This window comes from Tatumella sp. JGM130 (assembly GCF_018257525.1).
Taxonomy (GTDB): Bacteria; Pseudomonadota; Gammaproteobacteria; order Enterobacterales; family Enterobacteriaceae; genus Tatumella; species Tatumella punctata.
Genome location: NZ_JAERJS010000009.1, coordinates 52,462 through 78,633, shown reverse-complemented (window position 1 = coordinate 78,633; position 26,172 = coordinate 52,462). Strand labels below are relative to the sequence as shown.

General features: G+C 51.1%; 22 protein-coding genes and 1 pseudogene. 13 read left to right on the top strand and 10 right to left on the bottom strand.

What is annotated here, in order from left to right:
• Position 1 precedes the first annotated feature (1 nt).
• The 3 genes and pseudogenes from trpCF to JK211_RS06400 all read right to left on the bottom strand — a co-directional run bounded on the left by trpCF (position 2) and on the right by JK211_RS06400 (position 4,519).
• On the bottom strand, positions 2 to 1,363 hold the full coding sequence (trpCF, locus tag JK211_RS06415) for a bifunctional indole-3-glycerol-phosphate synthase TrpC/phosphoribosylanthranilate isomerase TrpF (RefSeq protein ID WP_212707848.1): 1,362 nt from the start codon (positions 1,361 to 1,363) through the stop codon (positions 2 to 4).
• Between the two features lie 2 nt (positions 1,364 to 1,365).
• A pseudogene (gene trpD, locus JK211_RS16885) lies at positions 1,366 to 2,957 on the bottom strand (bifunctional anthranilate synthase glutamate amidotransferase component TrpG/anthranilate phosphoribosyltransferase TrpD).
• The gene (locus tag JK211_RS06400) at positions 2,957 to 4,519 is read right to left on the bottom strand and encodes an anthranilate synthase component 1 (protein ID WP_212707845.1); all 1,563 of its coding nucleotides are present in this window, start codon (positions 4,517 to 4,519) and stop codon (positions 2,957 to 2,959) included. Before JK211_RS06400 ends, trpD begins: the two are co-directional and overlap by 1 nt.
• A 277-nt stretch (positions 4,520 to 4,796) precedes the next feature.
• On the opposite strand from JK211_RS06400, the gene JK211_RS06395 reads away from it, so the two are divergent.
• The 3 genes from JK211_RS06395 to rluB all read left to right on the top strand — a co-directional run bounded on the left by JK211_RS06395 (position 4,797) and on the right by rluB (position 7,432).
• Positions 4,797 to 5,696, top strand: a complete 900-nt coding sequence (locus JK211_RS06395) for a PHP domain-containing protein (protein WP_249213763.1) — start codon at positions 4,797 to 4,799, stop codon at positions 5,694 to 5,696.
• The gene (locus tag JK211_RS06390; RefSeq protein WP_212707844.1) at positions 5,693 to 6,313 is read left to right on the top strand and encodes an L-threonylcarbamoyladenylate synthase; all 621 of its coding nucleotides are present in this window, start codon (positions 5,693 to 5,695) and stop codon (positions 6,311 to 6,313) included. Before JK211_RS06395 ends, JK211_RS06390 begins: the two co-directional genes overlap by 4 nt.
• A 168-nt stretch (positions 6,314 to 6,481) precedes the next feature.
• On the top strand, positions 6,482 to 7,432 hold the full coding sequence (gene rluB / locus JK211_RS06385; protein ID WP_212707843.1) for a 23S rRNA pseudouridine(2605) synthase RluB: 951 nt from the start codon (positions 6,482 to 6,484) through the stop codon (positions 7,430 to 7,432).
• A gap of 50 nt (positions 7,433 to 7,482) precedes the next feature.
• On the opposite strand, the gene JK211_RS06380 is transcribed toward rluB, so the two are convergent.
• Positions 7,483 to 8,244 (bottom strand): YciK family oxidoreductase, encoded by a 762-nt coding sequence (locus JK211_RS06380; protein ID WP_212707842.1) that lies wholly within the window; start codon positions 8,242 to 8,244, stop codon positions 7,483 to 7,485.
• A 172-nt stretch (positions 8,245 to 8,416) separates the two neighbouring features.
• Here JK211_RS06380 and sohB point away from each other — a divergent pair, with 172 nt between their 5' ends.
• A complete protein-coding gene (sohB, locus tag JK211_RS06375) occupies positions 8,417 to 9,463 on the top strand; it encodes a protease SohB (protein ID WP_212707841.1) in 1,047 nt (348 codons plus the stop codon).
• A gap of 52 nt (positions 9,464 to 9,515) precedes the next feature.
• Here the strand turns inward: sohB and JK211_RS06370 are convergent, their stop codons facing one another.
• Entirely contained in the window at positions 9,516 to 9,767 is a 252-nt protein-coding gene (locus tag JK211_RS06370) for a DUF2498 family protein (RefSeq protein ID WP_212707840.1), read from the bottom strand.
• Between the two features lie 362 nt (positions 9,768 to 10,129).
• On the opposite strand from JK211_RS06370, the gene topA reads away from it, so the two are divergent.
• The 3 genes from topA (at position 10,130) to JK211_RS17050 (ending at position 14,232) form a co-directional block, all read left to right on the top strand.
• Positions 10,130 to 12,727 carry a type I DNA topoisomerase gene (topA, locus tag JK211_RS06365; RefSeq protein WP_212707839.1) on the top strand — a complete coding sequence of 866 codons (2,598 nt, stop codon included), beginning with the start codon at positions 10,130 to 10,132 and terminating at the stop codon, positions 12,725 to 12,727.
• 205 nt (positions 12,728 to 12,932) lie between these two features.
• On the top strand, positions 12,933 to 13,907 hold the full coding sequence (gene cysB / locus JK211_RS06360) for an HTH-type transcriptional regulator CysB (protein ID WP_212707838.1): 975 nt from the start codon (positions 12,933 to 12,935) through the stop codon (positions 13,905 to 13,907).
• 76 nt (positions 13,908 to 13,983) lie between these two features.
• Complete coding sequence (locus tag JK211_RS17050; protein WP_371734585.1) at positions 13,984 to 14,232, top strand: YmiA family putative membrane protein; 249 nt, start codon at positions 13,984 to 13,986, stop codon at positions 14,230 to 14,232.
• Between the two features lie 222 nt (positions 14,233 to 14,454).
• On the opposite strand, the gene ribA is transcribed toward JK211_RS17050, so the two are convergent.
• Positions 14,455 to 15,054 (bottom strand): GTP cyclohydrolase II, encoded by a 600-nt coding sequence (ribA, locus tag JK211_RS06350; RefSeq protein ID WP_212707836.1) that lies wholly within the window; start codon positions 15,052 to 15,054, stop codon positions 14,455 to 14,457.
• Between the two features lie 210 nt (positions 15,055 to 15,264).
• Here ribA and JK211_RS06345 point away from each other — a divergent pair, with 210 nt between their 5' ends.
• From JK211_RS06345 to yciH, 5 genes are all read left to right on the top strand, one after another.
• The gene (locus JK211_RS06345; protein ID WP_212707835.1) at positions 15,265 to 16,002 is read left to right on the top strand and encodes a phosphatase PAP2 family protein; all 738 of its coding nucleotides are present in this window, start codon (positions 15,265 to 15,267) and stop codon (positions 16,000 to 16,002) included.
• Between the two features lie 141 nt (positions 16,003 to 16,143).
• The gene (locus tag JK211_RS06340; protein ID WP_212707834.1) at positions 16,144 to 16,455 is read left to right on the top strand and encodes a LapA family protein; all 312 of its coding nucleotides are present in this window, start codon (positions 16,144 to 16,146) and stop codon (positions 16,453 to 16,455) included.
• Between the two features lie 6 nt (positions 16,456 to 16,461).
• Entirely contained in the window at positions 16,462 to 17,631 is a 1,170-nt protein-coding gene (lapB, locus tag JK211_RS06335; RefSeq protein ID WP_212707833.1) for a lipopolysaccharide assembly protein LapB, read from the top strand.
• Between the two features lie 178 nt (positions 17,632 to 17,809).
• Positions 17,810 to 18,532 carry an orotidine-5'-phosphate decarboxylase gene (gene pyrF, locus JK211_RS06330; protein ID WP_212707832.1) on the top strand — a complete coding sequence of 241 codons (723 nt, stop codon included), beginning with the start codon at positions 17,810 to 17,812 and terminating at the stop codon, positions 18,530 to 18,532.
• Positions 18,532 to 18,852 carry a stress response translation initiation inhibitor YciH gene (gene yciH / locus JK211_RS06325; RefSeq protein WP_212707831.1) on the top strand — a complete coding sequence of 107 codons (321 nt, stop codon included), beginning with the start codon at positions 18,532 to 18,534 and terminating at the stop codon, positions 18,850 to 18,852. The genes pyrF and yciH overlap by 1 nt, the downstream gene beginning before the upstream one ends.
• A 52-nt stretch (positions 18,853 to 18,904) precedes the next feature.
• Here the strand turns inward: yciH and osmB are convergent, their stop codons facing one another.
• From osmB to JK211_RS06310, 3 genes are all read right to left on the bottom strand, one after another.
• Positions 18,905 to 19,117: an osmotically-inducible lipoprotein OsmB gene (gene osmB / locus JK211_RS06320; RefSeq protein ID WP_371734584.1), complete on the bottom strand. Its 213-nt coding sequence runs from the start codon at positions 19,115 to 19,117 to the stop codon at positions 18,905 to 18,907.
• A gap of 280 nt (positions 19,118 to 19,397) precedes the next feature.
• Positions 19,398 to 21,338: an exoribonuclease II gene (locus tag JK211_RS06315; RefSeq protein WP_212707829.1), complete on the bottom strand. Its 1,941-nt coding sequence runs from the start codon at positions 21,336 to 21,338 to the stop codon at positions 19,398 to 19,400.
• 125 nt (positions 21,339 to 21,463) lie between these two features.
• Entirely contained in the window at positions 21,464 to 23,773 is a 2,310-nt protein-coding gene (locus JK211_RS06310) for an FdhF/YdeP family oxidoreductase (RefSeq protein WP_212707828.1), read from the bottom strand.
• A 258-nt stretch (positions 23,774 to 24,031) separates the two neighbouring features.
• On the opposite strand from JK211_RS06310, the gene JK211_RS06305 reads away from it, so the two are divergent.
• Positions 24,032 to 24,961: a LysR family transcriptional regulator gene (locus tag JK211_RS06305; RefSeq protein ID WP_212707827.1), complete on the top strand. Its 930-nt coding sequence runs from the start codon at positions 24,032 to 24,034 to the stop codon at positions 24,959 to 24,961.
• Here JK211_RS06305 and JK211_RS06300 read toward each other — a convergent pair.
• Positions 24,937 to 25,995 carry a hypothetical protein gene (locus tag JK211_RS06300; RefSeq protein ID WP_212707826.1) on the bottom strand — a complete coding sequence of 353 codons (1,059 nt, stop codon included), beginning with the start codon at positions 25,993 to 25,995 and terminating at the stop codon, positions 24,937 to 24,939. The genes JK211_RS06305 and JK211_RS06300 overlap by 25 nt on opposite strands.
• Positions 25,996 to 26,172 lie beyond the last annotated feature (177 nt).

The window sequence follows — 26,172 nt, the reverse complement described above, 5'->3', positions numbered from 1 at the left end:
ATTAGTAAGCTCGTAATTGCCGGAAAACGTCCGCCAGTTTTTTCGGATCCTTGATGCCGGGAGCAGTTTCAACACCGGAATTAAAATCCAGACCGGCACAGCCGGTCAGGGCCGCTTCTGCACAGTTTTCCGCATTCAGCCCGCCGGCCAGCATAACATTATGTAAGTCCTGTCCTTGCAGCAGTGACCAGTCAAAACGCTGACCGCTGCCGCCGTTACCGTTATCAAACAGATAACGATCCGTATCAGGCAGGTTACGCTCCGGCAGATGGTCGCTGATACTGAAAGCCTTCCAGATAGCAATCTGTGACGGTAACTGCTGACGCAGCGCAGCAATAAATTCAGCCGATTCACTGCCATGTAGCTGAACAGCACTCAGCCGCAAATGGCTGGCGATACCGGCCACCTCTTCGGCCGGCTGGTCGCGGAAGACTCCGACAAACTTCAACGGAGCAGCTGCAACAATTTCCTCCGCCTGACGGAGGCTGACCTGGCGTGGTGAGCCCTGTGCAAAGATGATTCCGCCATAAACCGCACCGGCTTGCCATGCGGCTGCGGCATCTTCACTGCGGGTCAGTCCGCAGACTTTGTTATCACCGATCAATACCCGGCGAACCGCCACCGCCAGGTTGTCTTCTGACATTAATGAAGAACCTATCAGGAAGCCATTGGCATAACGGCGCAGTTCAGCAATCTGCTGGTAGTCATAAATACCGGACTCACTGATCACAATGGTGTCCTGAGGCAATTGCGGTGCCAGCTGACGGGTCTTATCTAAATCAATTGACAGGTCGCGCAGGTCACGATTATTGATTCCTGCGACCCGTGGTTTCAGCTTAAGCGCCCGATCCAGCTCCTGCTGGTTACTGATTTCGGTCAGTACCCCCATATTCAGCGAATGGGCAACATCGGCCAGAGCCTGATACTGCTGATCATCCAGTACCGACAACATCAGTAAAATGGCATCGGCCTGATAATAGCGGGCCAGATAGATTTGATAAGGGTCAATAATAAAATCTTTGCACAGGACAGGCTGAGTAATAGCGGCACTGACTTCAGGTAAAAATTCAAAATTGCCCTGAAAGTATTTCTCATCGGTCAGAACCGAAACTGCAGAAGCGTAGTCACGGTAAACGGCAGCAATCGCTGCAGGGTCGAAGTCTTCGCGAATCAGCCCCTTTGACGGTGAGGCTTTCTTACATTCCAGAATAAAGGCACTCTTATCACGCTGTAATGCCTGGTAGAAATTACGCGCCGAAGGCACCAGCGCCTGTTGAAAGTCTGAAAGGGGTTGTCGTGCTTTACGCGCTGCCAGCCAGAGAGCTTTATCTGCAACTATTTTTTCTAAAACGGTACCCTTCATGATTATCCTCTTGCTGCCAGTGCAGTGACTAACTCATACGCCCGGCCACTGCGGATCATGGCAATAGCCTGTTCAGCGTTATGGCGTAAATCTTCATTACCGAATAATTTCATCAGCATCGCGACATTAATTGCAATAGCCTGTTCGTGAGCCGTCTGACCATTACCCTGCAGTAACTGACGTAAAATATCACGATTTTCCTGAGGCGTACCGCCCGCCAGCGACTCTTTTTCATGGAATTCCAGCCCGAAGTCCGGCGGACTGATGTCATAGCGGGTGATTTCCCCGTCGCGTAATTCTGCCACCTGTGTCGGCGCATGGATCGCTATTTCGTCCATCCCGCCGCCATGTACCACGGCCGCGCGGCGATAACCCAGCACTTTCAGCGTTTCGGCCACCGGCTGAATTAACTGCGGGCTGTAAACGCCGATCAGTGCCAATGGCGGCCGGGCAGGGTTAATCAGCGGCCCGAGCACATTAAACAGTGTCCGTGTCTGTAACTGCTTGCGTACCGGCATCGCATAGCGAAAACCACTGTGGTACTGAGGGGCGAACAGAAAACAGAGGTTCTGTTGGTCCAGTGCCGCGCGGGCATTTTCCGCTGTCATATCGAGGTTAATACCAAACGCCGCCAGCAGGTCCGAAGACCCGGATTTACTGGATACGCTGCGGTTGCCATGTTTAGCGACCTTCAGACCACAGGCCGCTGCGACAAAAGCACTGGCGGTTGAAATATTGATACTGTTACTGCCGTCACCGCCGGTACCGACAATATCGGCAAACAGATAGTCAGGCCGCGGGAAAGGGCGTGCGTTATCCAGTAAGGCTGTGGCGGCTCCGGCAATTTCATCGGGAGTTTCGCCCCGCACTTTCATGGCGATCAATGCGGCACCCAGCGAGACGGGATCCATTTCACCGGTGATGATGGCAGAGAAAAGCCGCTCGCTTTGTTGCCGGTCAATATTTTTTCCCTGATAGAGTTGTTCCAGAATCTGTTGCATCGGCAAATCCTTTAGTCGCTAAGCGCCCAGCTGAGGGTCTGTTCCAGTAATGTTGCTCCCCGTGTCGTCAGAATTGACTCAGGATGGAACTGAAAACCACAGACTTTATCTTCATCATGACGGATGGCCATCACCATACCGTTAAAGGTGGCGTTTACGGTGAGATCCGGCGGAATATTGCTGCCGACCAGCGAATGGTAACGGGCGACAGGTAACGGGTCAGGTAAGCCACTGAACATTTCCTGGCCGTCATGACTGATAGCCGATGCTTTACCATGCAGTATTTCACCCGCCTGGCCGACAGTGCCGCCATAACTCTCAACAATCGCCTGGTGACCGAGGCAGATACCGATAACCGGTACTTTTCCGCGCACTGCAGCCAGTAGCGCAGGCATTGACCCCGCATCAGCAGGTGCCCCCGGCCCCGGAGAAAGCATCAGTACCGGATTTTCCATACTGCGCAGCTGTTCGAGCAGTGTTTCGACAGGCAGACTGTTACGGTACACCATCACGCGGTGACCAAAAGTACGTAACTGATCGACCAGGTTATAGGTAAATGAATCAAAGTTATCCAGCAGTAAAATATCAGCCATCAGAAAATCTCCTTACAGTGATGAGCTGTCGCAATGGCGCGTAATACTGCGCGTGCCTTATTGCGGCTTTCGTCGGCTTCCGCCTGGGGGACCGAATCCAGTACCACACCGCCGCCGGCCTGTACTGTGGCAATGCCTTCTTCGACATAGGCTGAACGAATAACAATACAGGTATCAAAGTCACCGCTGCCGGTAAAGTAGCCGACAGCGCCGCCGTATGACCCGCGGCGGGTACCTTCTGATTCGGCAATCAGCTGCATTGCCCTGACTTTAGGCGCACCACTCAGGGTCCCCATATTCATGACGGCGCGGTAAGCATGTAGCACATCGAGGTCTTCGCGCAGGGTGCCGATCACCCGGGAGACCAGGTGCATCACAAAGGTGTAGCGGTCGACTTTCGTCAGGTCAGCAACATGGCGGCTGCCGGGCACACAAATCCGTGCCAGATCATTACGGGCCAGGTCGACCAGCATCAAATGCTCCGCCAGTTCTTTCTGGTCGGTACGCATTTCCAGCTCAATCCGGCTATCCAGATCTTTATCCAGTTCCCCGGCGGCATTCCGTCCGCGGGGACGGGTACCGGCAATCGGGTAAATTTCTATCTGACGGGAGGCTGCGGAATATTTTAATGAACTTTCCGGGGAAGCACCGAACAGTGTGAAATCCCGGTCCTGCATAAAGAACATATAGGGGCTCGGATTGCTGCGTTTCAGGGTATCGTAGGCTGCCAGTGGCGACGGGCAGGGTAATGAGAAACGGCGCGACGGAACAACCTGAAAAATCTCTCCGATGCGGATGGCATGCTGAAGTTTACTGACAACATCGCAATAGACTTCGTCGCTCTGGTTACAGTTCAGTTCCATCTGCTCGACTTTTTTCGCCACCAGAGCAGCAGCAGGCTGCTGCATTTGCTGATTCAACTGGTGAATACGTTGCTGCAAACGCTGAAATTCGCTGGCGGACGGGGTAAACACGCTGGCCTGCAGCCTGGCCGTCCGCGACTGGTGGTCGATGACCAGTAACGTCTCTGCCAGATAAAAGCAATAATCGGGGCAGCGCTGGTGGTTATCGAGTTCCGGTAATGTTTCGAACCCGGCAACTAAATCATAGGCAAACAGCCCCCCCAGCATAACCGATTCACGGTGTCGGTCACTGTGTTCTACCAGTGAAGGAATTAAACGCAGAGCATCAAATACTGATACGGATTTCAGGCGTGAGTCTTCATCCTGTAACGGATCGATCGCCGGAAAAAAGAATTCGCGACCATCAGGACGTACCCGGATATCGACACTGGCGGGCAGTGCAGCATCCAGCAGGGGAAGCAGGCTGGCACCATTTTCGGAAAGCGCCTGAACCGAAACCTGTTGCCCCATAGCACTGATCCTTAAAGCGCTATCGGTAATTAACAGACTTTGCAGGTTATCTTTACTGTCCACATCGGCAGATTCCAGCAGCAGAGTGGCCGGACGGGCACCGCAAAGCTGGTTGAAAACCGCGGCCGGGTCATCCCTGTAGGGGGCATCACCGGTAATAATTTTTAATTCTGGTTTTGCTTTAGCCATGGTTATTTCTCTGAATTTTTTTCAACAAAAAGCCCGCATTCTGCGGGCCCTGAAATCTGCACTGTGGTTACACTTACGGTGCACGACAACATCGCCCGGTCAGGGGAGAGTCATGCGCCACCAACGTGAAGAATGTAAAGTCATAACCAACATGAGAAGTATCCTTATCTGAACTTGTGTACTAGTTAACTGGTTCGTGCGCGGATTGTCAATACATCTTTTCCAGTTATTGCTAAAATCCCTGTATCCGCACAAAGGATCAGTTATTGGAGTTAATTTGACAGAACCAACGGCATTTCAGCTGTATGATTTACATAGCCATACCCGGGCATCCGACGGAGTGCTCAGTGCAGAAGAGCTGGTGTTAAGGGCACATGAGCGCGGAGTCGATGTGCTGGCTATTACCGACCACGATACAACAAATGCGATTGAACCGGCCCGCCAGGCCATTGCCACTCATCAGTTGCCATTGCAACTGATGAGTGGTGTGGAAATTTCAACACTATGGGAAAACCACGAAATCCATATTGTTGGTCTGGGGATGGACATTAATCATCCGGCTCTCTGTGCACTTCTTGATAGCCAGCATCAGAAACGCTGGCAGAGAGCTGAAGAGATCGCCCGCAGGCTTGAGCGGGCAAATATCCCCGGCGCGTTACAAGGTGCGAGTGCACTGGCGGGGGAAGGGCAGATAACCCGTGGCCATTTTGCCCGCTATCTGGTCGGGTGTGGTAAAGCCTCCACCATGGCTCAGGTCTTTAAACAGTATCTGGCGCGGGGCAAAACCGGATATGTGCCCGCCCAATGGTGTACAATAGAACAGGCAATTGATGCGATCCATCAGTCCGGAGGCAGGGCGGTGGTTGCCCACCCCGGACGCTATGATCTATCGGCAAAATGGTTAAAGCGGTTGCTGAAATTTTTTGCCGACCACGGCGGAGATGCCATGGAAGTTGCCCAGTGCCAGCAGGCACCTGATGAACGCCAGCAGTTAACCCGATATGCTCAGGATTACGGACTGGCCGCATCTCAGGGATCTGATTTTCATCAGCCTTGCGCCTGGATAGAACTGGGCCGAAAACTGTGGTTACCGGCCGGTGCTGAAGCGGTATGGCTGCGTTTTCCGGAAATTCAAAGTAGTGCACCGTTGCAAACCGGTGCAGGGAGCGAAGTATGAGTCAGTTTTTTTATATCCATCCGGAGAATCCACAACCACGTCTGATCAGTCAGGCGGTGGATTATCTGAATAAAGGCGGTGTGATTGTTTATCCGACCGATTCCGGCTATGCACTGGGATGCAAACTTGAAGATAAGTCGGCGCTGGAGAGAATTTGCCGGCTCCGTCAGCTGGATGATTCACACCATTTTACACTGATGTGTCGTGATCTTTCTGAACTGTCGACCTATGCTCAGGTAGATAACAGTGCCTTCCGCTTAATTAAAAATAATACCCCGGGGTGCTATACCTTTTTACTTAAGGCAACCAAAGAAGTGCCGCGGCGTTTGATGAATGATAAGCGCAAAACTATCGGTCTGCGCGTAACTTCCCATCCGGTAGCTCAGGCATTACTGGAAGCACTCAACGAACCGTTAATGTCCACCACACTTATGTTACCGGGGAATGATTTTGCCGAGTCAGATCCGGAAGAGATCCAGTTAAGTATCGGTAAGCAGGTCGATCTGATCCTGAATGGCGGTACTATCGGTCAGCAACCGACCACAGTGGTTGATTTAACCGGCGATGCCCCGGAAATTATGCGTGAAGGTGCCGGTGATCCTCATCCGTTCCGCTAATTTATCCATGATTCAGAGCATTGCTCTGCAGCTGTCTGAATAATAAAAATCGTTACATTGTGACTGCCATCCTGTATAATGGCAGTCAGTTTTTACGTAAGTATTTGATTTTAATATTAAATATACCCTAAACCTGAGGCCTGGGAAGGCGACAGTGAGGCATGCTCCATGAGCGAAAAGTTACAAAAAGTATTAGCACGTGCCGGACATGGTTCGCGCCGTGAAATTGAAGCTATTATCTCCGCCGGTCGGGTCAGTGTTGACGGGAAAATCGCCAGCCTGGGTGATCGGGTCGAAAGCAACAATTCCCTGAAAATCCGTATTGATGGTCATCTGGTACGTGTGGCAGAAAGTGCCAGCGAAGTGTGCCGGGTGCTGGCTTACTACAAACCGGAAGGTGAGTTATGTACCCGTAACGATCCTGAAGGCCGTCCGACGGTGTTTGACCGTCTGCCTCGCCTCAACGGCGCGCGCTGGATAGCGGTAGGGCGTCTCGACGTCAATACCTGTGGCTTAATGTTATTTACCACCGATGGTGAACTGGCTAACCGCCTGATGCATCCCAGCCGTGAAGTGGAGCGTGAATACGCTGTCCGCGTTTTCGGCCAGATTGATGATGATAAAATTCGTCAGTTAAGTGTCGGTGTTCAGCTGGAAGATGGTCCTGCTGCGTTTAAAACCCTTAAGTTTGCTGGCGGAGAAGGTCTCAACCAGTGGTATAACGTAACCCTGACCGAAGGGCGTAACCGCGAAGTGCGCCGGTTATGGGAAGCCGTTGGTGTGCAGGTCAGCCGACTGATGCGCGTTCGCTATGGTGATATCGTTCTGCCCAAAGGTTTGCCGCGGGGCGGGTATATGGAAATGGATCTGACCTCAGTGAATTATCTGCGTCAGCTGGTGGAAATGCCGGAAGAAACAGAAACCAAACTTGCGGTCGAAAAAGATCGTCGTCGTACCAAAGCGAACCAGATCCGTCGTGCGGTGAAAAAGCACAGCCAGGCTGGCAGTAAAAGTACTCCCCGCCGTCCGGCTTCTGGCCGCAGTACGGCTGGCCGACCGGCCACCGGGCGTGCGGCGACTGGCCGGCCGGTATCAAAACGCAATAACGGTAAAGGCTGACAGTTATTACCCTGCCTGAAACCCCGGTTCTCCGGGGTTTTTTTACAGGTTTATTCTGCCGGACCGGCTTTACGGCCGGGCTGTGCATCGAAACTGATCCCCGTCTGGCCTCTGCTGGCATCAGTCATCAGATACAAGTAAACAGGCATAATATCTGCCGGTGTTTTGAGCAGTGCTGCATTCTCCTCAGGGAACGCGCTGGCGCGCATTGTGGTTCGGGTACCGCCCGGATTAATGCAGTTTACCCGCAAATTACTGTGCTGATATTCGGCGGCCAGTACCTGCATCATGCCTTCGGTGGCAAACTTAGAGACTGCATAACTTCCCCAGCCCGCCCGGCCTTCGCGTCCGACACTGGAACTGGTAAAAACTAACGACGCCGCCGGGGCGTTAAGCAGCAAAGGCAGTAATGCCCTGGTCAGAAAAAAAGTCACCTCCAGATTAATTTTCATGACCTGTTGCCACTCTTGTTCCGGAATATCGGCCATTGGCTGGATCGTGCCGAGAATACCTGCATTATGCAGTACACCTTCCAGTTGCGGGGCGGTGCGGGCTATTCGGTCAGCAAATTCACGGCACTGTGCGGCGTCAGCGGTGGCGAAGTCGAGCAGAAATATTTCGGCAGGGCTCTGTCCGAAAGCCGCGATTTGCCGGCGGACATCTTCCAGTTTCTGCAGGTTTCTGCCGGTCAGCAGTACCCGGGCGCCCTGGCGGGCATAGGTCAGTGCCGCTTCACGGCCAATGCCATCAGAGGCACCAGTGACCAGAATAGTGTGATTTTTCAGACTTAGGTTGTCGGACTGGTTGTTCACGGGCGGGTCCTTTGTTTTTTATATTTCATACAGTTATGTCGTAAATTATCATATGATACACTCTGAGGACAGGCTGTTAATTTCCTGTTTCGTCACCGTCTGAGACAGGCTGTATTGTGTCAGAGCGGACGGAATAACATGCGTTTTAACCGATGTGACAGAGGTGGACTGAGTGAGTTTTATTGCAGAATATGGGTTATTTTTAGCAAAAATTGTCACCCTGGTCGTGGCGATTATTGCGCTGGTGGTGGTATGCGTTGGTGTTTCGTCCCGTAAAAAAACGGGGCAGGGGCAGTTACAGCTTGGTCATCCCGGTGAAGATTATCAGACGCTGAAACAAACACTGGCGGTCGCAACGCTTCCTGAGCATGAGCAGAAAAACTGGCTGAAAGGGCAGAAAAAGCAACAGAAAGAGCAAGCCAAAGCAGAAAAAGCGGCAAGGAAGCAGGGAACCCCGCCACCGGCAAAGAAAACACTATTTGTTCTGGATTTTAAAGGCAGTATGGATGCCGGCGAAGTGGCTTCTTTACGTAAAGAAATTTCAGCTGTCCTGTCTGTGGCCACCGCCGGTGATGAAGTGTTGTTGAAACTGGAAAGCCCGGGCGGTGTGGTGCACGGCTATGGCCTGGCAGCGTCCCAGTTACAGAGGCTGCGCGATCACGGGATCCGTCTGACCGCGGTAGTCGATAAAGTGGCTGCCAGTGGCGGGTATATGATGGCTTGTGTCGCCTCACATATTGTTGCCGCGCCTTTTGCGATTATCGGCTCCATCGGGGTGGTTGCTCAGGTACCTAACTTTAATCGCCTGCTGAAACGTAATGATATTGATATTGAACTGCATACGGCCGGTCAGTATAAACGGACGCTGACGCTGCTTGGCGAAAATACGGATGAAGGCCGGGAAAAATTTCGCGAAGATCTTAATGAAACTCATCAGTTATTTAAATCATTTGTTCATCAAATGCGCCCGTCTCTGGACATTGACTCGGTGGCGACCGGCGAGCACTGGTACGGACGTCAGGCTCTGGAAAACGGGCTGATTGACGAGATTGCCACCAGTGATGAAGTAATTATCAGTAAAATGGATGAATTCAATTTATTATCCGTAAGTTACACTAAGAAAAAAAGTGTCATTGAGCGTTTTACCCAAAGTGGTGCCAGTGTTGCAGAACGCCTGCTGCTTAAATGGTGGCAAAAGGGCGAAAAGCCCTTGTTGTAACCCGCCTGTGTTATTGTGGCTACAGACAACCGAACCCCGGCAATTGCCGGGGTTACTGTTTCAGACAGTACAGAGGTGACAATTCCTGTGTCAGGGCTTTAAACACATTAAAGGCCGCGGTACTTTGTTTTGTCGGCAATCCCTGTGCGTCTGCAAACCAGGGGCCGCTAAAAATCAGTAAGTTACCTTGCTGACGTACAGCTGTAATTTCCATGGATGGCAGATAATTCGTATATCCGGTCATTTGTTCGCTGGCCAGTGCAATCAGAGTTGCAGAATCAACAGCCCGGGGTTTTCCGTTCATAGCATGCTCCTGTTGCTGATATATCATTACAAATCCGGAGGGTATTTTACGGCAAGAGTAACCACCAGGACAAAATTATTGGTGCTATTAGTGGCGATAAATACGCCAGGATGCTAATAAAGTTGCGTAACAGATTTTATCAGGTACAGTGTGGGCGATTTGCGAATCAGGGAGTTCACGCCGTCAGCGGCCAGGATACCTGAGTAAAAGATTATTTTAATCATACTGTTAATATCCGGGCTATGGTTAGTTATCGATGATGTGGCGTGATTAGTGAGAGTCGGCAGCAAGCGCACTTGTTGCAAATCAGGGGAGTCATCCTCTCCCGTTCTTCAGGACGTTTTTATTAGGTAAAGTTATCTATGGGTAAAGCACTCGTTATTGTTGAGTCACCGGCAAAGGCTAAAACTATTAATAAATACCTTGGCAGTGGCTTCGTTGTTAAATCCAGTGTGGGTCATATTCGAGACCTGCCGACCAGCGGTTCGTTAGCGAAAAAAACGGCAGAAGCCGGTAAAGCTAAAACAACGAAAACCGGTAAGAAAGACGAGAAAAGTGCCCTGGTAAACCGCATGGGCGTTGATCCGTGGCATGGCTGGAAAGCCAACTATCAGATTTTACCGGGTAAAGAAAAAGTCGTTTCTGAATTACAGGCGCTGGCCGCTGATGCAGATCACATCTATCTGGCGACGGATTTGGACCGTGAGGGTGAGGCGATAGCCTGGCACTTACGGGAAGTTATTGGCGGAGATGACCAGCGTTTCAGCCGTGTGGTATTTAACGAAATTACCAAAAATGCGATACGTCAGGCATTTGAACAGCCCGGTGAGCTGAATATCGATCGTGTTAATGCTCAGCAGGCCCGGCGTTTTATGGACCGGGTCGTCGGCTATATGGTATCGCCATTATTGTGGAAAAAAGTCGCCCGCGGTTTATCTGCCGGCCGGGTACAGTCTGTGGCTGTACGACTGGTGGTTGAGCGGGAACGCGAAATCAAGGCCTTTGTTCCGGAAGAATACTGGGATATTGACGTTCGTCTGAATACCGCCGCGGGCAATGAGTTACTGATGCGGGTCACACATCAGGGTGATAAAGCTTTTCGCCCCGAAAATAAAGAAACGACTCAGGCAGCCGTTTCTTTGCTGGAAAAAGCCTCTTACCGGGTTACCGAGCGGGAAGATAAACCCACCAGCAGTAAGCCCGGCGCACCTTTTATCACTTCCACATTACAGCAGGCGGCCAGTACGCGGCTGGGCTTTGGGGTAAAAAAAACCATGATGATGGCTCAGCGTCTGTATGAAGCGGGTCATATTACCTATATGCGTACCGACTCCACGAATCTGAGTCAGGATGCCATCGAAATGGCACGTACTTATATTGATGAGAGTTTTGGTGACAAATACCTGCCCAAAACGGCGACCCTGTATGCGAACAAGGATAATTCACAGGAAGCGCACGAAGCTATTCGTCCTTCGGATGTGAATGTTGTCGCCGAACAGCTCAAAGATATGGAAGCGGATGCGCAGAAACTTTATCAGTTAATCTGGCGTCAGTTTGTTGCCTGTCAAATGGTGGCGGCGAAGTATGATTCAACCACACTGACTGTACAGGCCGGCGATTACCGTCTTAAAGCCAAAGGACGTACATTACGTTTCGATGGCTGGACAAAAGTGATGCCGGCTTTACGTAAAAATGATGATGATTTGACTCTGCCAGCCATTGAGGTGGGTGAGTCCCCGGCTTTACTTGATGTGCTTCCGGCCCGTCACTTCACCAAGCCACCGGCCCGTTTCAGCGAAGCATCGCTGGTTCGTGAACTGGAAAAACGCGGTATCGGTCGTCCGTCGACTTACGCGTCAATTATCTCAACTATCCAGGATCGCGGTTACGTCAGAACCGAAAGCCGTCGCTTTTATGCCGAGAAGATGGGCGAAATTGTGACTGACCGGCTGGAAGGTAACTTCCGCGAACTGATGAACTACGACTTCACCGCCCGGATGGAAGACAACCTTGATCAGGTGGCCAGCAATCAGGCGGAGTGGCGTGCTGTACTGGATCATTTCTTCGCTGATTTCAGTCAGCAACTGGAACAGGCGGATAAAGACCCTGAAGAAGGGGGAATGCAGCCTAACCAGATGGTCATCACCTCAATTGAATGTCCGGCCTGCCAGCGACATATGGGAATACGCACCGCGACAACCGGTGTATTTCTCGGGTGTTCCGGCTATGCATTACCCCCAAAAGAGCGGTGTAAACAGACCATCAATCTGATTCCGGAAAATGAAGTATTAAATATTCTGGAAGGCGATGATGCGGAAACCAACGCATTACGCGCACGACCACGTTGTCAGAAATGCGGCACTGCAATGGACAGCTACCTGATCGATGAAAAACGCAAACTCCATGTCTGTGGTAACAACCCATCCTGTGATGGCTATCAGATTGAAGAGGGTGAGTTCCGCATCAAAGGCTATGATGGTCCGGTGGTGGAGTGTGAGAAATGCGGAAATGAAATGCATCTGAAAATGGGGCGTTTCGGTAAGTATATGGCCTGTACTAATGACGCCTGTAAAAATACCCGTAAAATCCTGCGTAACGGTGATGTTGCACCGCCAAAAGAAGATCCGGTACCGTTACCTGAATTAGCCTGTGAAAAGTCAGATGCTTATTTTGTGTTACGTGATGGTGCTGCAGGTATTTTCCTGGCAGCGAATACATTCCCTAAATCACGTGAAACCCGGGCACCGCTGGTGGAAGAATTACAGCGTTTCAGTGACCGTCTGCCGGAGAAGTTCGCTTATCTGACCCGGGCACCTGCCGCTGATCCTCAGGGAAATAAAACCCTGGTACGTTTTAGCCGCAAAACTAAGCAGCAGTATATTTCTTCTGAAAAGGAAGGCAAGGCAACCGGCTGGTCAATGTTTTATATTGACGGTAAATGGCAGGAAGCTAAAAAATAAAGCGTGCAGTACATCAGGGCCAGCGTTTGCTGGCCCTTTTATTTTTAACTGATATAGCTATTTGTTCTGTTGATAATTGTTTAATGCTATAGTAGTTATAGAAAAAATGCGTGTGTAGTCTGTTAATAATCAAAGAGATTATTAACAGATAATTATTTTGCAGGGACGCAGGCACTGACTGTCTTTTGTCCCGGAATGGTGGGCTATGAAATTACAGCAATTACGCTATATCGTCGAAGTCGTAAACCACAACCTTAATGTTTCTTCAACTGCAGAAGGGTTATATACCTCTCAGCCGGGTATCAGTAAGCAGGTACGTATGCTGGAGGATGAATTAGGTGTTCAAATCTTTTCACGGAGTGGTAAACACCTGACTCAAATAACCCCGGCCGGGGATGAGATTATCCGAATTGCCCGTGAAGTGTTGTCGAAAGTGGATGCGATTAAATCTGTGGCCGGAGAACATACCTGGCCTGATCAGGGGTCGTTATACGTTGCCACCACGCATACGCAGGCCAGATATGCTCTTCCGCCAGTGATCAAAGGCTTTATTCAGCGTTATCCGCGGGTGTCTCTGCATATGCACCAGGGCTCTCCGACGCAGATCGCGGAAGCCGTATCAAAAGGTAACGCTGACTTCGCTATCGCGACCGAAGCATTACACTTATACGATGACCTGGTGATGCTGCCTTGCTATCACTGGAATCGTTCAATAGTGGTTCCGCCGGACCATCCTCTGGCCGAAAAATCACATGTGACTATCCATGATTTGGCTGAATATCCGCTGGTGACCTATACCTTTGGTTTTACCGGCCGTTCCGCGTTGGACTCAGCATTTAATCAGGCCGGACTGACACCGCAAATTGTGTTTACTGCCACGGATGCTGACGTGATCAAAACCTATGTACGTCTGGGACTGGGTATTGGTGTTATCGCCAGTATGGCGGTTGATCCGGTTTCTGATCCTGACCTGGTGAAAATAGATGTATCAGATATTTTCAGCTACAGCACCACCAAGATAGGCTTCCGCAGCAGCAGTTTCCTCCGTACTTATATGTATGATTTCATTCAGCGTTTTGCACCTCATCTGACGCGTGATGTGGTTGATACGGCCATTGCTTTGCGCTCAAACGAAGATATTGAAGCCATGTTTAAAGATATTCGTTTGCCGGTGAAGTGAGAACCGAAGGACAGGAAAGTATTTCTGTGTTTTCTTAACCAATAGAAATATCAGTGTGTGCTATAAATTGCCGGTTATGGATGACCAGCAATTGACTCAGCTGTTGGCCGGTCATCATTCGGTCAGGGGTATTCTGGTCATTTACAGGGAGGGCTGTATGTCACTTACTTCATTATTTCATTCATTGTGCCGTTGTTATATACAGTCACTGGAAGCGCTGCCCGCGTCGCGTTTTCGTCGCCGGGTATGGCTGACGGTACTTGCTGGCTGTAGTCTATTCTGGCTAATTAGCGGCCTGTTAATTTTCCGGCTATTTTGCAGATAATGTCGGCGCGATAAAATAGCAGAGTCGTCCTGAGTATGTTTAGGCGCGGGGGAAATTAACTCCGGATGATGAGTAATAAAGGGGTATTGCGGTCATGTTGCGATATAAAATCATCCGGACCCCATAAAAACAGGCGAACAAATATTATTTCAGTAAAGTATTCCCTGTGACGGAAAAATAAAAGCCGGAATATCCGGCTTTCTGACTGACAATATTGCAGAATCAGTCGTCATTATGCTGCAGTAAATGTCCCATCTTAAGGGCTTTGGTATCCAGATAGCCGGTATTTTTCGGGTTCCTGCCGACTTCGAGGGGCACTCGTTCGCTAATATTAATTCCTGCTTCCGTCAGTACCCGGACCTTCGCCGGGTTATTGGTCAGCAGACGCACGGCATCTACCTCGAGTAATTTAAACATATCGGCACACAGGGTAAAATCACGTTCATCGGCAGCAAAACCTAATTTGAGGTTAGCTTCTACGGTATCGTAACCTTTATCCTGCAAGGAATAAGCACGGATTTTGTTCAGTAACCCGATATTACGGCCTTCCTGACGATGATACAGCAGGACGCCGCGTCCTTCGGTTGCAATGGCGTTTAATGCCGACTCCAGCTGGAATCCGCAATCACAGCGTAAACTAAACAAAGCGTCACCGGTCAGACACTCTGAGTGTACCCGCGCCAGGACAGGTGCCGGGCCGGAAATATCGCCAAAAACCAGGGCTGCGTGGTCTTTTCCGGTGCTAATTTCTTCAAAACCCACCATCAGGAAATCGCCCCATGGTGTGGGCAGTGTGGCTTGTGCCACCCGCTTAAGTTGCATGAAATACTCCGCTGTTGAAACCTGTTATTTTCAGTATTCTGAACCTGAGAGTTGAATATGTTATTGTGCCATAATCATTATCCCTGTGTGCAATACTCTGCTGCTCAGGATGAAATAAAGCACAATCAGAGCAATAACGAAGGTTAACTTATTTCGTCAGGCACAGAAAATAATAATTATCGATTTAGCCGCGGAGAAAACATATATACGATGTTAAAACTGCTGAAACTGACAGCCAGCGGCATGCTGATTTTACTGGTACTGCCATCGGCATTATGGGTTTCTGGCTGGCACTGGCAACCCGGGGCAGGCCGCGGCCTGCTGGCCGTATTGTTTGCAGCAACCGAAACCGTGACCCGTCCGTGGGGAATACTGACCACACTGATACTGGCCGCTGTGTTACTCTGGCAGCTGCGGCCTTATCAGTCAGGGGTAAAATCCCCGTTGCTGACGCTGCTATGGGTGGTGGCGGTAGTCTGGGGCGGGCAGGGCATCAATGCGCTGATAAAAAACCAGGTCAGAGAAGCCCGGCCTTATGTTGCATGGCTGTACCCTTCGTCACCGTCAGAGATTGCCGGTTTTTACCGGTTATCGCCTGAGCAACGCAGCAGGCAGGTATACAGCGCAACCGCAGGCGATGCACTGCTGCCTGGCTGGCTTAAACAGCACTGGGCATTTGAAACAGGCTATTCTTTTCCTTCAGGCCACAGCATGTTTGCCGCCTGCTGGGCGTTACTGAACCTGGTTCTGTTATGGCCCCGTCGCCACTATAAAACGGTTATTGCCACCTTTATATGGGCACTTCTGGTAATCTGGAGTCGTATGGCTCTCGGAATGCACTGGCCATGGGATGTTATCATGTCAGTGGTGAATGCCGGGGGCATAGTTATTCTGGTGTCTGTGCCCGCGTATCTGCTGCTTTCCGCCAGTGGCCGTGATATGGAATAATGTGCTGAAGCAAAAAGCCATATTGTAAATATATTCTGCATCCCCATAATATAATGATGCAGGTGTACCGGAATGTCAGCCGTCCGCGGCCGGAGTCAGCGGATAGTACGGCTTACGGAAACAACGATAACAGGATACATTGTGAAATATTTAGTGATTTTTTTAGTCGTGCTGGTCATTTTTATTATCTCGATTACGCTGGGTGCCAAAAATGATCAGATCGTGACCTTTAATTACCTGCTGGCCCGCGGCGATTTCCGAGTATCTTCCTTACTGGCCACCCTGTTTGGTGCCGGCTTTATCCTTGGCTGGGTTATCTGCGGGCTCTTCTGGCTGCGGGTCCGGTTGTCCCTGTCCCGTGCTCAGCGCAAGATCAAACGTCTTGAAGCGCAATATGTCACACCCTCGTCTGCGGTAACGACAGCGAACGGTAAAGCTGTGGTGAAGGAATAATTCGTCATGCTTGAACTGCTGTTTCTGTTATTGCCTGTTGCGGCGGCATATGGCTGGTATATGGGCCGCCGCAGTGCGCAACAAGACAAAAAACAGGAAGCGAACCGTCTGTCGCGGGACTACGTTGCCGGGGTTAACTTTTTACTGTCTAACCAGCAGGATAAAGCTGTTGACCTGTTCCTTGATATGCTTAAAGAAGACAGCGGGACTATTGAAGCGCATCTGACCCTCGGGAATTTATTCCGCTCACGGGGCGAGGTAGACCGCGCTATTCGTATTCACCAGTCGCTGATGGAAAGTACGTCCCTCGACTATGATCAGCGTTTGCTGGCCATTCAGCAACTGGGGCGGGATTATCTGGCTGCCGGTTTGTATGACCGGGCAGAAGATATGTTTAGCCAGCTCACTGATGAAACAGATTTTCGCGAAGGGGCGTTACAGCAATTATTACTGATCTATCAGCAGACCAGCGACTGGACACAGGCTATCGAGACGGCTGAACGTCTGGTGAAACTGGGTAAAACTAAACATAAAATGGAAATCGCCCATTTCTACTGTGAGCTGGCGTTACAGGCCATGAGCAGCGATGATCTTGATAAAGCGATGGGACTACTGCGTAAAGGTGAATCGGCTGATAAAAACTGTGCCCGGGTATCCATTATGCAGGGCCGTATTTTTATCGAACAGGGTGAGGAACAGAAAGCGGTACAGTCACTGCAGCGGGTGCTGCAACAGGACTCCGAATTTGTCAGCGAAATACTGGTATTGCTGGAAGGCTGTTATCAGCGGCTTGAGGCCCCCCGGTTATGGGTTGAGTTTCTGCAGCAATGTGTTGCCGCAGAAACCGGGAATGCAGCCGAATTATATCTGGCAGATATTATTGATAACGATGAAGGATCCGCTGCTGCCCAGTTATTTCTGATGAAGCAACTGGAGCATCATCCGACCACCCGTGGCTTCCACCGGCTGATTAATTATTATCTGCAGGATGCGGAAGATGGCAGAGCCAAACAGAGCCTGGTGATACTGAGGGACATGGTGGGTGAGCAAATCCGTATTAAGCCGCGCTATCGCTGCCAGAAATGCGGCTTTACCGCCCATGCTATCTACTGGCACTGCCCGTCCTGCAGAAGCTGGGCTTCAGTAAAACCAATCCGCGGCCTCGACGGTCAGTAAAAGTACGGGGCCGCGGGCCCTGTATTTTTAAGCCCCACTTTAGTTACAACATACTATATAAAAGCGACTCGTCGTGGGCCTGCCAGCGTGCAAAACAGGTGACATCGCAGGTCAGGCAGGTAGAATAAGCGCCGTTTGTCCGTATAGCCCGCAAGCCAGATTTTAAAGGAACCCTGCAATGACTGAATCATCGCCATCTTCTGTTACTTCACCGGTACTGGTCGCCCTTGATTTTGACGATACCCGTCGCGCGCTGTCGTTGGTTGACCTTATTGACCCGAAAAGCTGCCGGCTGAAAGTAGGGAAAGAGATGTTTACCCGGTTCGGCCCTGAATGGGTGAAAACATTACAGTCTCGTGGTTTTGACGTATTTCTGGACCTCAAATTCCATGATATTCCGAATACCGTCGCCCATGCGGTTGCCGCTGCTGCTGATCTTGGTGTCTGGATGGTGAACGTCCATGCCAGTGGCGGGGTACGGATGATGAATGCTGCCCGCGAAGCACTGGAGCCGATGGGGAAAGATGCGCCGTTACTGATAGCTGTTACCGTACTGACCAGCATGGAGGCCAGTGACTTAGCCGATATCGGTATTCAGCGTACTCCGGCGGAACACGCATTACATCTGGCTGCTCTGACCAGGGATTGCGGACTGGACGGCGTCGTTTGTTCAGCCCATGAAGCGGTAACTTTTAAGCAGCAACTGGGAAATGATTTTTTACTGGTAACCCCGGGCATACGGCCTGCCGGTAGTGCAGCACAGGATCAGCGCCGGATCATGACTCCGCCGCAGGCACGTCTGGCAGGTGTTGATTATATGGTGATCGGTCGCCCGGTCACTCAGGCTGCCGACCCGGCTGCGGCACTCTCCGCTATCCTCAATTCATTACAGGTATCCTGATGACTAAAGACACGCTGGTATACTCGACCGAAACCGGAAGAATAACGCCTGAACCTCAGCAAGTCGTCAGGCCAAAGGGCGATGGTACGGTGCGGATTATGCGTCAGACCAGTGGCCGTAAAGGTAAAGGGGTCTGCATTATTAGCGGACTGGATCTGGCAGATCAGCAACTGTCAGTGCTGGCGGCAGAACTGAAAAAAAAGTGTGGCTGCGGCGGTGCAGTGAAAGAGGGTGAAATAGAAATTCAGGGTGATAAACGTGATCTGCTCAAATCCCTGCTGGAAGCGAAAGGCTATAAAGTGAAACTGGCGGGCGGCTGAGACACATTACGGTAAGAAAAGGGCCATTCAGGCCCTTTTCTCTGTAACAGAACTAATGTACCTGACGCCCGATCACACCGCCGACGGCGGCACCACCTAGGGTACCCAGCGTACTCCCTCCGGTCAGAATATTGGCACCAATAGCGCCGACACCGGCACCCAGTGCGGTATTCCTGTCGCGTTTTGACCAGCCAGAGCAGCCAGCCAGGCTGCACAGTACCAGTGTCGCTATCAGGGCAGAGGTAATGCTTTTTTTTGTGATTATCACAGTCAACTCCTGTATTAATCCCCGCAGAACGGCAGATAAGACGACTGAAATTTATGAGTATTCACCTGTCTCCGGGTGACATATAGATAACGCCGGTTATGTCGCAGTTGTCAGCTGCATTTATAACGGATGCTATTTTATGCTTAACAGGCATCTGCGGAAGGGTGAATATTCCGAATCAGCATTCGTATTTTTCTTAATTCAGCGGCGCAGCGGACGGCAGGCAAGAGGCGGGGGAAGAGCAGTGCGTACCGGGTGATCCGGTACGCACCAGCCATCAGACTGCCGGACGGGCAACGACGTTACGATTTTCCATGCGAACTTCGGCAATGGTTACGTCGATAAGGTCGGTTACACGATAACGGACTTCGCCTTTAATCTGAGCGGTCCCGTTTTCCTGACTGCAGACTAATTCATCACGCACACTATGAATGAACGGGGCAGGGATAAAGGCAACCGCACCAATATCTGTCAGCCGGACACGCATACCGCCGCGGGAGATATCAATAATCTCTGCAGCAAATTTCTGCTCAGTCCCTGCATAAGGTGCCAGATAACGGGCATACAGCCAGTCACCGACATCACGCTCAGCCATACGGTTAAGGCGGCGACGCTCACCCATAATGGTGGTTAACTCTGCAGCAGGTGGTTTTACCTGTTGCTGTTCGCCAAGGATAATGGCTTTCAGCAGACGGTGGTTGACCATATCACCATATTTACGGATCGGTGAAGTCCAGGTGGCATAAGACTCCAGTCCTAATCCGAAATGTGGCGCGGGCTGGGTACTGATTTCTGCAAAAGACTGGAAGCGACGAATACGGGTATCCAGATATTGCGTTGGCTGGTTATCCAGCTCGCGGCGCATCTTTTTAAACCCTTCCAGCGTCGCGATCTCTTTAGGGTCTGCGCTAATACCATGACCCGCCAGCACACCGGCAACCTGCTCAGCATTGGCCTCATCCAAACCGGCATGGACGTTGTAGATACCGTAGCCCAGTGAGTCAGCCAGAACTTTCGCCGCACAGATGTTGGCGGTAATCATTGCTTCTTCGATCATCCGGTTAGCTATCCGGCGTGGTTCGGCAATAATATCCAGCACTTCGCCTTTTTCACCCAGCATAAAACGATAATCAGGACGGTCTTTAAACACCAGCGCATGGGTTTTACGCCATTCAATGCGGGCCAGACAGAAACGATGCAATAGCGTAATCTGCTGTGCCACCGCTTCACTGGCAGGCTGCCATTCACCGGTATTTTCCAGCCAGTCGGAAACATTGTCATAAGCCAGTTTAGCTTTGGACTCAATCCATGCCGCGAAGAAGTGAATATTGTCGTCCGGCGTACCCTCTGCATCAATGGTGATATGACAGGCAAGTACTGGCCGGCGGGCTCCCGGACGCAGAGAGCAGACATCGTCTGATAACTGGCGGGGCAGCATCGGAATATTGAAACCGGGCAAATAATTGGTGAAGGCCCGCAGAGACGCCAGTTTATCCAGTTCACTGCCTTCCGGCACGTAAGCGGTAGGATCTGCAATCGCGACGGTAAGGCGCAGCCGTCCGTCGGCCAGCTGTTCGCAGAACAGTGCATCATCCATATCTTCGGTACTGGCACTGTCAATGGTGATAAATTCGAGCGCAGTCAGATCTTCACGCACTAATTTTTCATCCAGCATCTCACCAAAAGCAGTTTCCGGGGCAGACCGCTCGAGGTTGTGACGTGACAGTGTCACCCACCACGGTGCCAGGTGGTCATCACCAAAGGTAATAAATTCGGTCAGTTCCGCATAGAAACTGCGGTCACCTTTCAGCGGGTGCCGGCGCATTTCGGCGACAGCCCAGTCACCGGCCTGAAAATTGTGTTCCAGGTTACGGGCCGGACGGCACTGGATCGCATCTTTCAGTAACGGATGGTCCGGGATAATTGACAGCCGGTCATCTTTTTTCTGAATACGACCGACAAATCGTGACAGGAAGGGCTCAACCAGCGTTTCAGGTTCAGCACTCTCTTTACCATTACTGGTATGGATCACCGCAACCACACGGTCACCGTGCATGACTTTCTTCATCTGCGGTGGCGGAATAAAGTAGCTCTTCTGGGCATCGACTTCCAGAAAGCCAAAACCTTTATCGGTACCTTTTACCACCCCTTCAGCCCGGGGGGTCTGGGCATGAAGTGTTTCTTTGAGCTGCGACAGCAGCGGATTATCCTGGAACATAGTTTTTTAGTTTCGTGGCCTAACAGCGGCTGACAGTTTTACGCGAATCATGCCACCCGGGCAAGAGCCAAACGGTGAAAGATAAAAAAAGCCGGAGATGTTTCCGGCTTTTTACACAAAATGGCTCAGGCAATTCTCAGTGACGGTGGTTCTGTGGTCAGTGAGATTTTTACCGGTACTGACTTAGAGGTGGGAGTTCCGCTGTCATCACCAAAACTTGATAAGGGCACCAGCGGGTTAGTTTCCGGATAATAAGCCGCCAGATTGCCGCGGGGGATATTATAAGGAACCAGCACAAACCCTTGTACCTGACGGGTGATACCATCATTCCACAGGGTTTCAATATCGACTTGCTGACCTTCGGCCAGACCCTGTTCATCCATATCCTGCGGGTTGATAAAGACAACTTTCCGCTGACCATACACACCGCGGTAACGGTCATCCAGACCATAGATAGTAGTATTGTACTGGTCATGGGAACGCAGAGTCTGTAAGACAAACGGGGCTTCTCCCATCGATAATTGCGGAAATAATCCGTCAGGCAGACGTGAGGCATTGAACTCAGCTTTACCCGACGGAGTGGCAAATTCAAGGCGTGCCGCAGCATTCCCCAGATAGAATCCGCCGGGCGTATCACATTTTCGGTTAAAATCACCGAATCCGGGGATGGTCGCCGCAATATGCTCACGGATCTGGCGGTAATCATCCGCCATCGCCAGCCAGTTGACACTATCACTGCCCAGTACAGCATCGGCGATACCTGCCACAATCGCGGTTTCAGAACGCTGGGTATCCGCCAGCGGAATACCGACACCTTCTGATGCATGTACCATACTGAAAGAGTCTTCGACGGTAATAAATTGCGGACCACTGCCGCGGATATCCCTTTCGGTACGTCCAAGGGTGGGTAATATCAGGCTGTTCCGGAAACCGGGAACCAGATGTGTCCGGTTCAGTTTAGTACTGATATGTACCGTCAGACCACAACGCTGAATAGCTTCTTCAGTACGTGGCGAATCCGGAGCGGCGGCGGCAAGGTTACCGCCCAGGGTCACCAGCACCCGCACTTCGTCACGCAACATAGCTTCTATGGCTTCTACCGTATTATGTCCGGCCTGCCGTGGTGGCTCGAATTTAAAATGGCTGCCTAATGCATCCAGAAAAGCACGGCCAGGTTTTTCATCAATCCCCATCGTCCGGTTGCCCTGTACGTTACTGTGACCACGTACAGGGCACAATCCTGCCCCTTTTTTACCTAACTGACCGAATAACAGTTGCAGGTTGACTATCTCACGGACAGTATCCACCGAGTGTTTGTGCTGCGTAATTCCCATCGCCCAGCTACAAATAACCCGTGATGAGTTTTGGTAAATAGCCGCAGCCTGACGGATCTCAGGCTCTGACAGACCGGACTGGCTGATGATTTTCTGCCAGTCTGTTGCATCGACCGCGGCCAGATAGGCTTCGGCTCCGACAGTATATTCGGCAATAAATTGTGTATCGAAAATACCCTGTCCGGTTGAAGCCAGCTGCTGACGATGCTGTTCGAGTAAAGCTTTTACCATCCCGCGCACGGCAGCCATATCTCCGCCCAGCTTTGGCTGATAGTAGGAAGAACTGATGTTACCTGCCATCGGTGTCACGACTTCCAGCGGGTTCTGCGGGTCAGCGAAGCGTTCCAGCCCGCGCTCACGTAATGTATTAAAAGTAACGATTTTTGCACCGTAGTCTGCTGCATGGCGCAGACTGTGCAACATTCGCGGGTGATTGGTTCCCGGATTCTGACCAAAAACAAAGATCGCATCAGCGCTGTCAAAATCATCAAGACGGATAGTTCCTTTTCCTACGCCAATACTGCGTTTAAGTCCGGTACCGCTGGCTTCATGACACATATTCGAACAGTCAGGGAAATTATTGGTACCCAGCATCCGGCCAAATAACTGGTACAGCCAGGAGGCCTCGTTACTGGCGCGTCCAGAGGTATAGAGTTCAATCTGGTCAGGGTTATCCATCTGCCGGATATGTTTTGCGATCAATGCAAAAGCATCTTCCCAGCTTACGGGTTCATAGTGATCGGTCTCGGGGTTATAAGACAGGGGGTGTGTCAGGCGGCCCTGGTATTCCAGAAAGTAATCACTTTCTGCATACAAACGGCTGACAGAATGGGCCGCAAAAAAATCATTATCCACTTTGCGGCGTGTTGCTTCCCAGGTGACGGCCTTGGCACCATTTTCGCAAAAGCTGAAAGTGCTTTTGTTATCGTCCCCCCAGGCACAGCCCGGACAATCGAAGCCACGGGCTTTATTCATGCGCAGCAGGTTACGCATATTTTTCAATACAGCTTTACTTTCAAATACATAACGGGTGGTCGCTTCCAGAGAGCCCCAGCCACCGGCGGCCGCGCGATACGGTTTGATCTGACGTTTAAATTTCATAGTGAGCGACTTATGTGATCTGAATGTTATTTACAAGTATTTATTATATGAACGAAATTGTCCTGTTTGGTGTGTTATATGTCTAATTGATTACAACAAACGAGCAATAGATAAAATTTATCGCAGGATAATGTCTTGCATCCGTGGCGGAAGCGCGGGATCCTGATAAACATATTCATCAAATTAATGATTTATCACTATCTGCGGTGAAACAGTGGCTCTGCTGCCACCATGTTACGCCGGGAGAACGCGGGGACTATGGACTTAAAGCAACTGGTTTATTTATGTAATCTCGAACGCGAAAAGCATTTTGGCCGTGCTGCAGAAGCCAGTTTTGTCAGTCAGCCGACGCTGTCTCTGCGTCTGAAAAGCCTTGAAACGGAATTAGGTGTCTCACTGATTAACCGTACCAATAGTTTCTCCGGGTTTACCCCTGAAGGCGAACGGGTACTCAGCTGGGCACGCGAGATCGTTTCGGTTTATCAGGGACTGAAACTTGAAGTGGATGCAATGAAACACGGCATACAGGGAACGCTGCGGATTGGTGTGGTTCCCCAATGCAGTCTGTCGCTGACAGGGATTCTGCAGACGGTTTCACAACGTTATCCGGAAATTAATTACCGGATAGAAGTACTAAGTGCAGACCAGCTGCTCGAAGCGATTAACAGTCATACGGTCGATGTCGCATTTGGTTTTTTTGAAATGAGCACTTTGCGTGAATTGCATTTTCAGAATGCATTCTTCTCTGATCAGGGCGTCGTTGCTCTCTATTGCCGGAAAACGTTTCCCTTACCGGACCAGAAAAAATCACTGACGCTGGCCGAAGTGTCCGAATATCCGCTGTGTCTGGCAGCCGGTACCCGTTATTTTCGCCGCTATCTGGATAACTGTTTTCGTCAGGCAGCCGTGACGGTCAGGGTGATTATTGAAAGCCCGTCAGTATTACAGTTGCTGGAAAGTGCTCACCAGGGGATGGGGATGCTGCTGGCCCCGCGGGGAAATATACTGCCGGCGATGCAGGGGGAGCTCGGACAGATCGGGCTGGAAATACCGGCAATGACCCGTCAGGGGGCGATGATCATTGCCGGTGCCGGCAGGGCAACCCCCTTAACTCAGCATTTTTTTGATGAAGCCCGTCAGTCAGTCACGCTGTTTCACAACCATTACGCCAGCAGCATCAGGGACTGATCCCATCCGCGGGCGGAGACGCGGAACAGCAGTTGTAACAGTGCTGCCATCGTCCAGCCCTGCCTGAGTAAGTTCTCCGCGTTACTGGTGTCGTAGTGTACCGGTATCTGTATCAGCTGGTGGATGAATCGGCGTATTGCCGGATTGCCCGGCGGCTGTTCGCCCATAGCCGCGGTTATTTCTGCCTGTATCTGACGATCGATCCGGTGACACCCGGGGGATGACAGCGGGCTAACCTGAGTGTCGCGTAAAGTTAACCATGCTTCTGCTGCCAGCGGGGCATGGGCGATGATACCGGCCGGGAGCTGCGGCTGGCCGAGTGCGGCAACCTGCCGCAATACGTTCAGATGAACCGGGCCGATGGAATGTAAACCGATAAAGGGTAATTTCTCACTGACAGAGTCCGTCCGCCAGCCGGGAAAGACCGGGGCCGCGGCCGCCATAAAAGCAGCAGACAGCCTGATACCTGTCAGTGCGATAATCCCGGCCATCATTCGTGATTGCCAGCGAATAAAGCCGCAAATCTGATGCAGGGTCAGGATATCTGCAGCGGTCAGTCCTGTGCCCAGCAACCGGGTCAGTGACGGGGGAACAGCTGTCGCCGGTGCACATGCCAGTTGCCGGGCATATTGGGTAATGTCAGTCAGCCGGTGATTATTCTGTCGGGTACCGGGAGGTCCGGGCAAGGGAGCAAGATGACGGGCATAAAAATCACATAACGGGTTGATATCACTCAGCTGTGCTATTGTCAGCGCAATATTAAAACGATCATACAGGCTGAGAGAACAGTGTTGTTCCGGACAGGGACCTTCCGGAAACAGGCGGCTGTAGACTGCAGCACTCTGGCGACTGACAGGGTCCAGTAACCGGCGCAAGCCGGCGGGCAGGGCCGGATGCTGCATCAGTCCGGCAAATAAATCCGCCTGCTGCCACAGAGAATCACCGCAGCTACCGGCAGGTACCGTCTGCGGTGCTGACGTTGCCTGTGATTCACTTAATAGGGTGTAGTGACTATGACTATGCCGCAATTCCATAGTAATTCCTTCTGTTTTCAGACAGAACCCATGTAACAGGGGGCCTGTAAACCGTCTCACGGATATAGTGGCTTAGCAGAGATGCAGACAGAAGGATTGTTAGGGACTAACTAATAACAGGCAGGTATATAAATGAAAATGCAGGGGGAACCAGGGGCGGCATCCGGTAACGGACTA

What these genes read in the sequence shown, in the direction of transcription:
- JK211_RS06305 (WP_212707827.1), top strand. Translation starts at nt 24,032, where the DNA reads ATGGACTTAAAGCAACTGGTTTATTTATGTAATCTCGAACGCGAAAAG.
- JK211_RS06300 (WP_212707826.1), bottom strand. Translation starts at nt 25,995, where the DNA reads ATGGAATTGCGGCATAGTCATAGTCACTACACCCTATTAAGTGAATCA.
- lapB (WP_212707833.1), top strand. Translation starts at nt 16,462, where the DNA reads ATGCTTGAACTGCTGTTTCTGTTATTGCCTGTTGCGGCGGCATATGGC.
- JK211_RS06315 (WP_212707829.1), bottom strand. Translation starts at nt 21,338, where the DNA reads ATGTTCCAGGATAATCCGCTGCTGTCGCAGCTCAAAGAAACACTTCAT.
- topA (WP_212707839.1), top strand. Translation starts at nt 10,130, where the DNA reads ATGGGTAAAGCACTCGTTATTGTTGAGTCACCGGCAAAGGCTAAAACT.
- pyrF (WP_212707832.1), top strand. Translation starts at nt 17,810, where the DNA reads ATGACTGAATCATCGCCATCTTCTGTTACTTCACCGGTACTGGTCGCC.
- JK211_RS06400 (WP_212707845.1), bottom strand. Translation starts at nt 4,519, where the DNA reads ATGGCTAAAGCAAAACCAGAATTAAAAATTATTACCGGTGATGCCCCC.
- JK211_RS06310 (WP_212707828.1), bottom strand. Translation starts at nt 23,773, where the DNA reads ATGAAATTTAAACGTCAGATCAAACCGTATCGCGCGGCCGCCGGTGGC.
- JK211_RS06390 (WP_212707844.1), top strand. Translation starts at nt 5,693, where the DNA reads ATGAGTCAGTTTTTTTATATCCATCCGGAGAATCCACAACCACGTCTG.
- JK211_RS17050 (WP_371734585.1), top strand. Translation starts at nt 13,984, where the DNA reads ATGGATGACCAGCAATTGACTCAGCTGTTGGCCGGTCATCATTCGGTC.
- JK211_RS06370 (WP_212707840.1), bottom strand. Translation starts at nt 9,767, where the DNA reads ATGAACGGAAAACCCCGGGCTGTTGATTCTGCAACTCTGATTGCACTG.
- cysB (WP_212707838.1), top strand. Translation starts at nt 12,933, where the DNA reads ATGAAATTACAGCAATTACGCTATATCGTCGAAGTCGTAAACCACAAC.
- trpCF (WP_212707848.1), bottom strand. Translation starts at nt 1,363, where the DNA reads ATGAAGGGTACCGTTTTAGAAAAAATAGTTGCAGATAAAGCTCTCTGG.
- rluB (WP_212707843.1), top strand. Translation starts at nt 6,482, where the DNA reads ATGAGCGAAAAGTTACAAAAAGTATTAGCACGTGCCGGACATGGTTCG.
- JK211_RS06345 (WP_212707835.1), top strand. Translation starts at nt 15,265, where the DNA reads ATGTTAAAACTGCTGAAACTGACAGCCAGCGGCATGCTGATTTTACTG.
- ribA (WP_212707836.1), bottom strand. Translation starts at nt 15,054, where the DNA reads ATGCAACTTAAGCGGGTGGCACAAGCCACACTGCCCACACCATGGGGC.
- yciH (WP_212707831.1), top strand. Translation starts at nt 18,532, where the DNA reads ATGACTAAAGACACGCTGGTATACTCGACCGAAACCGGAAGAATAACG.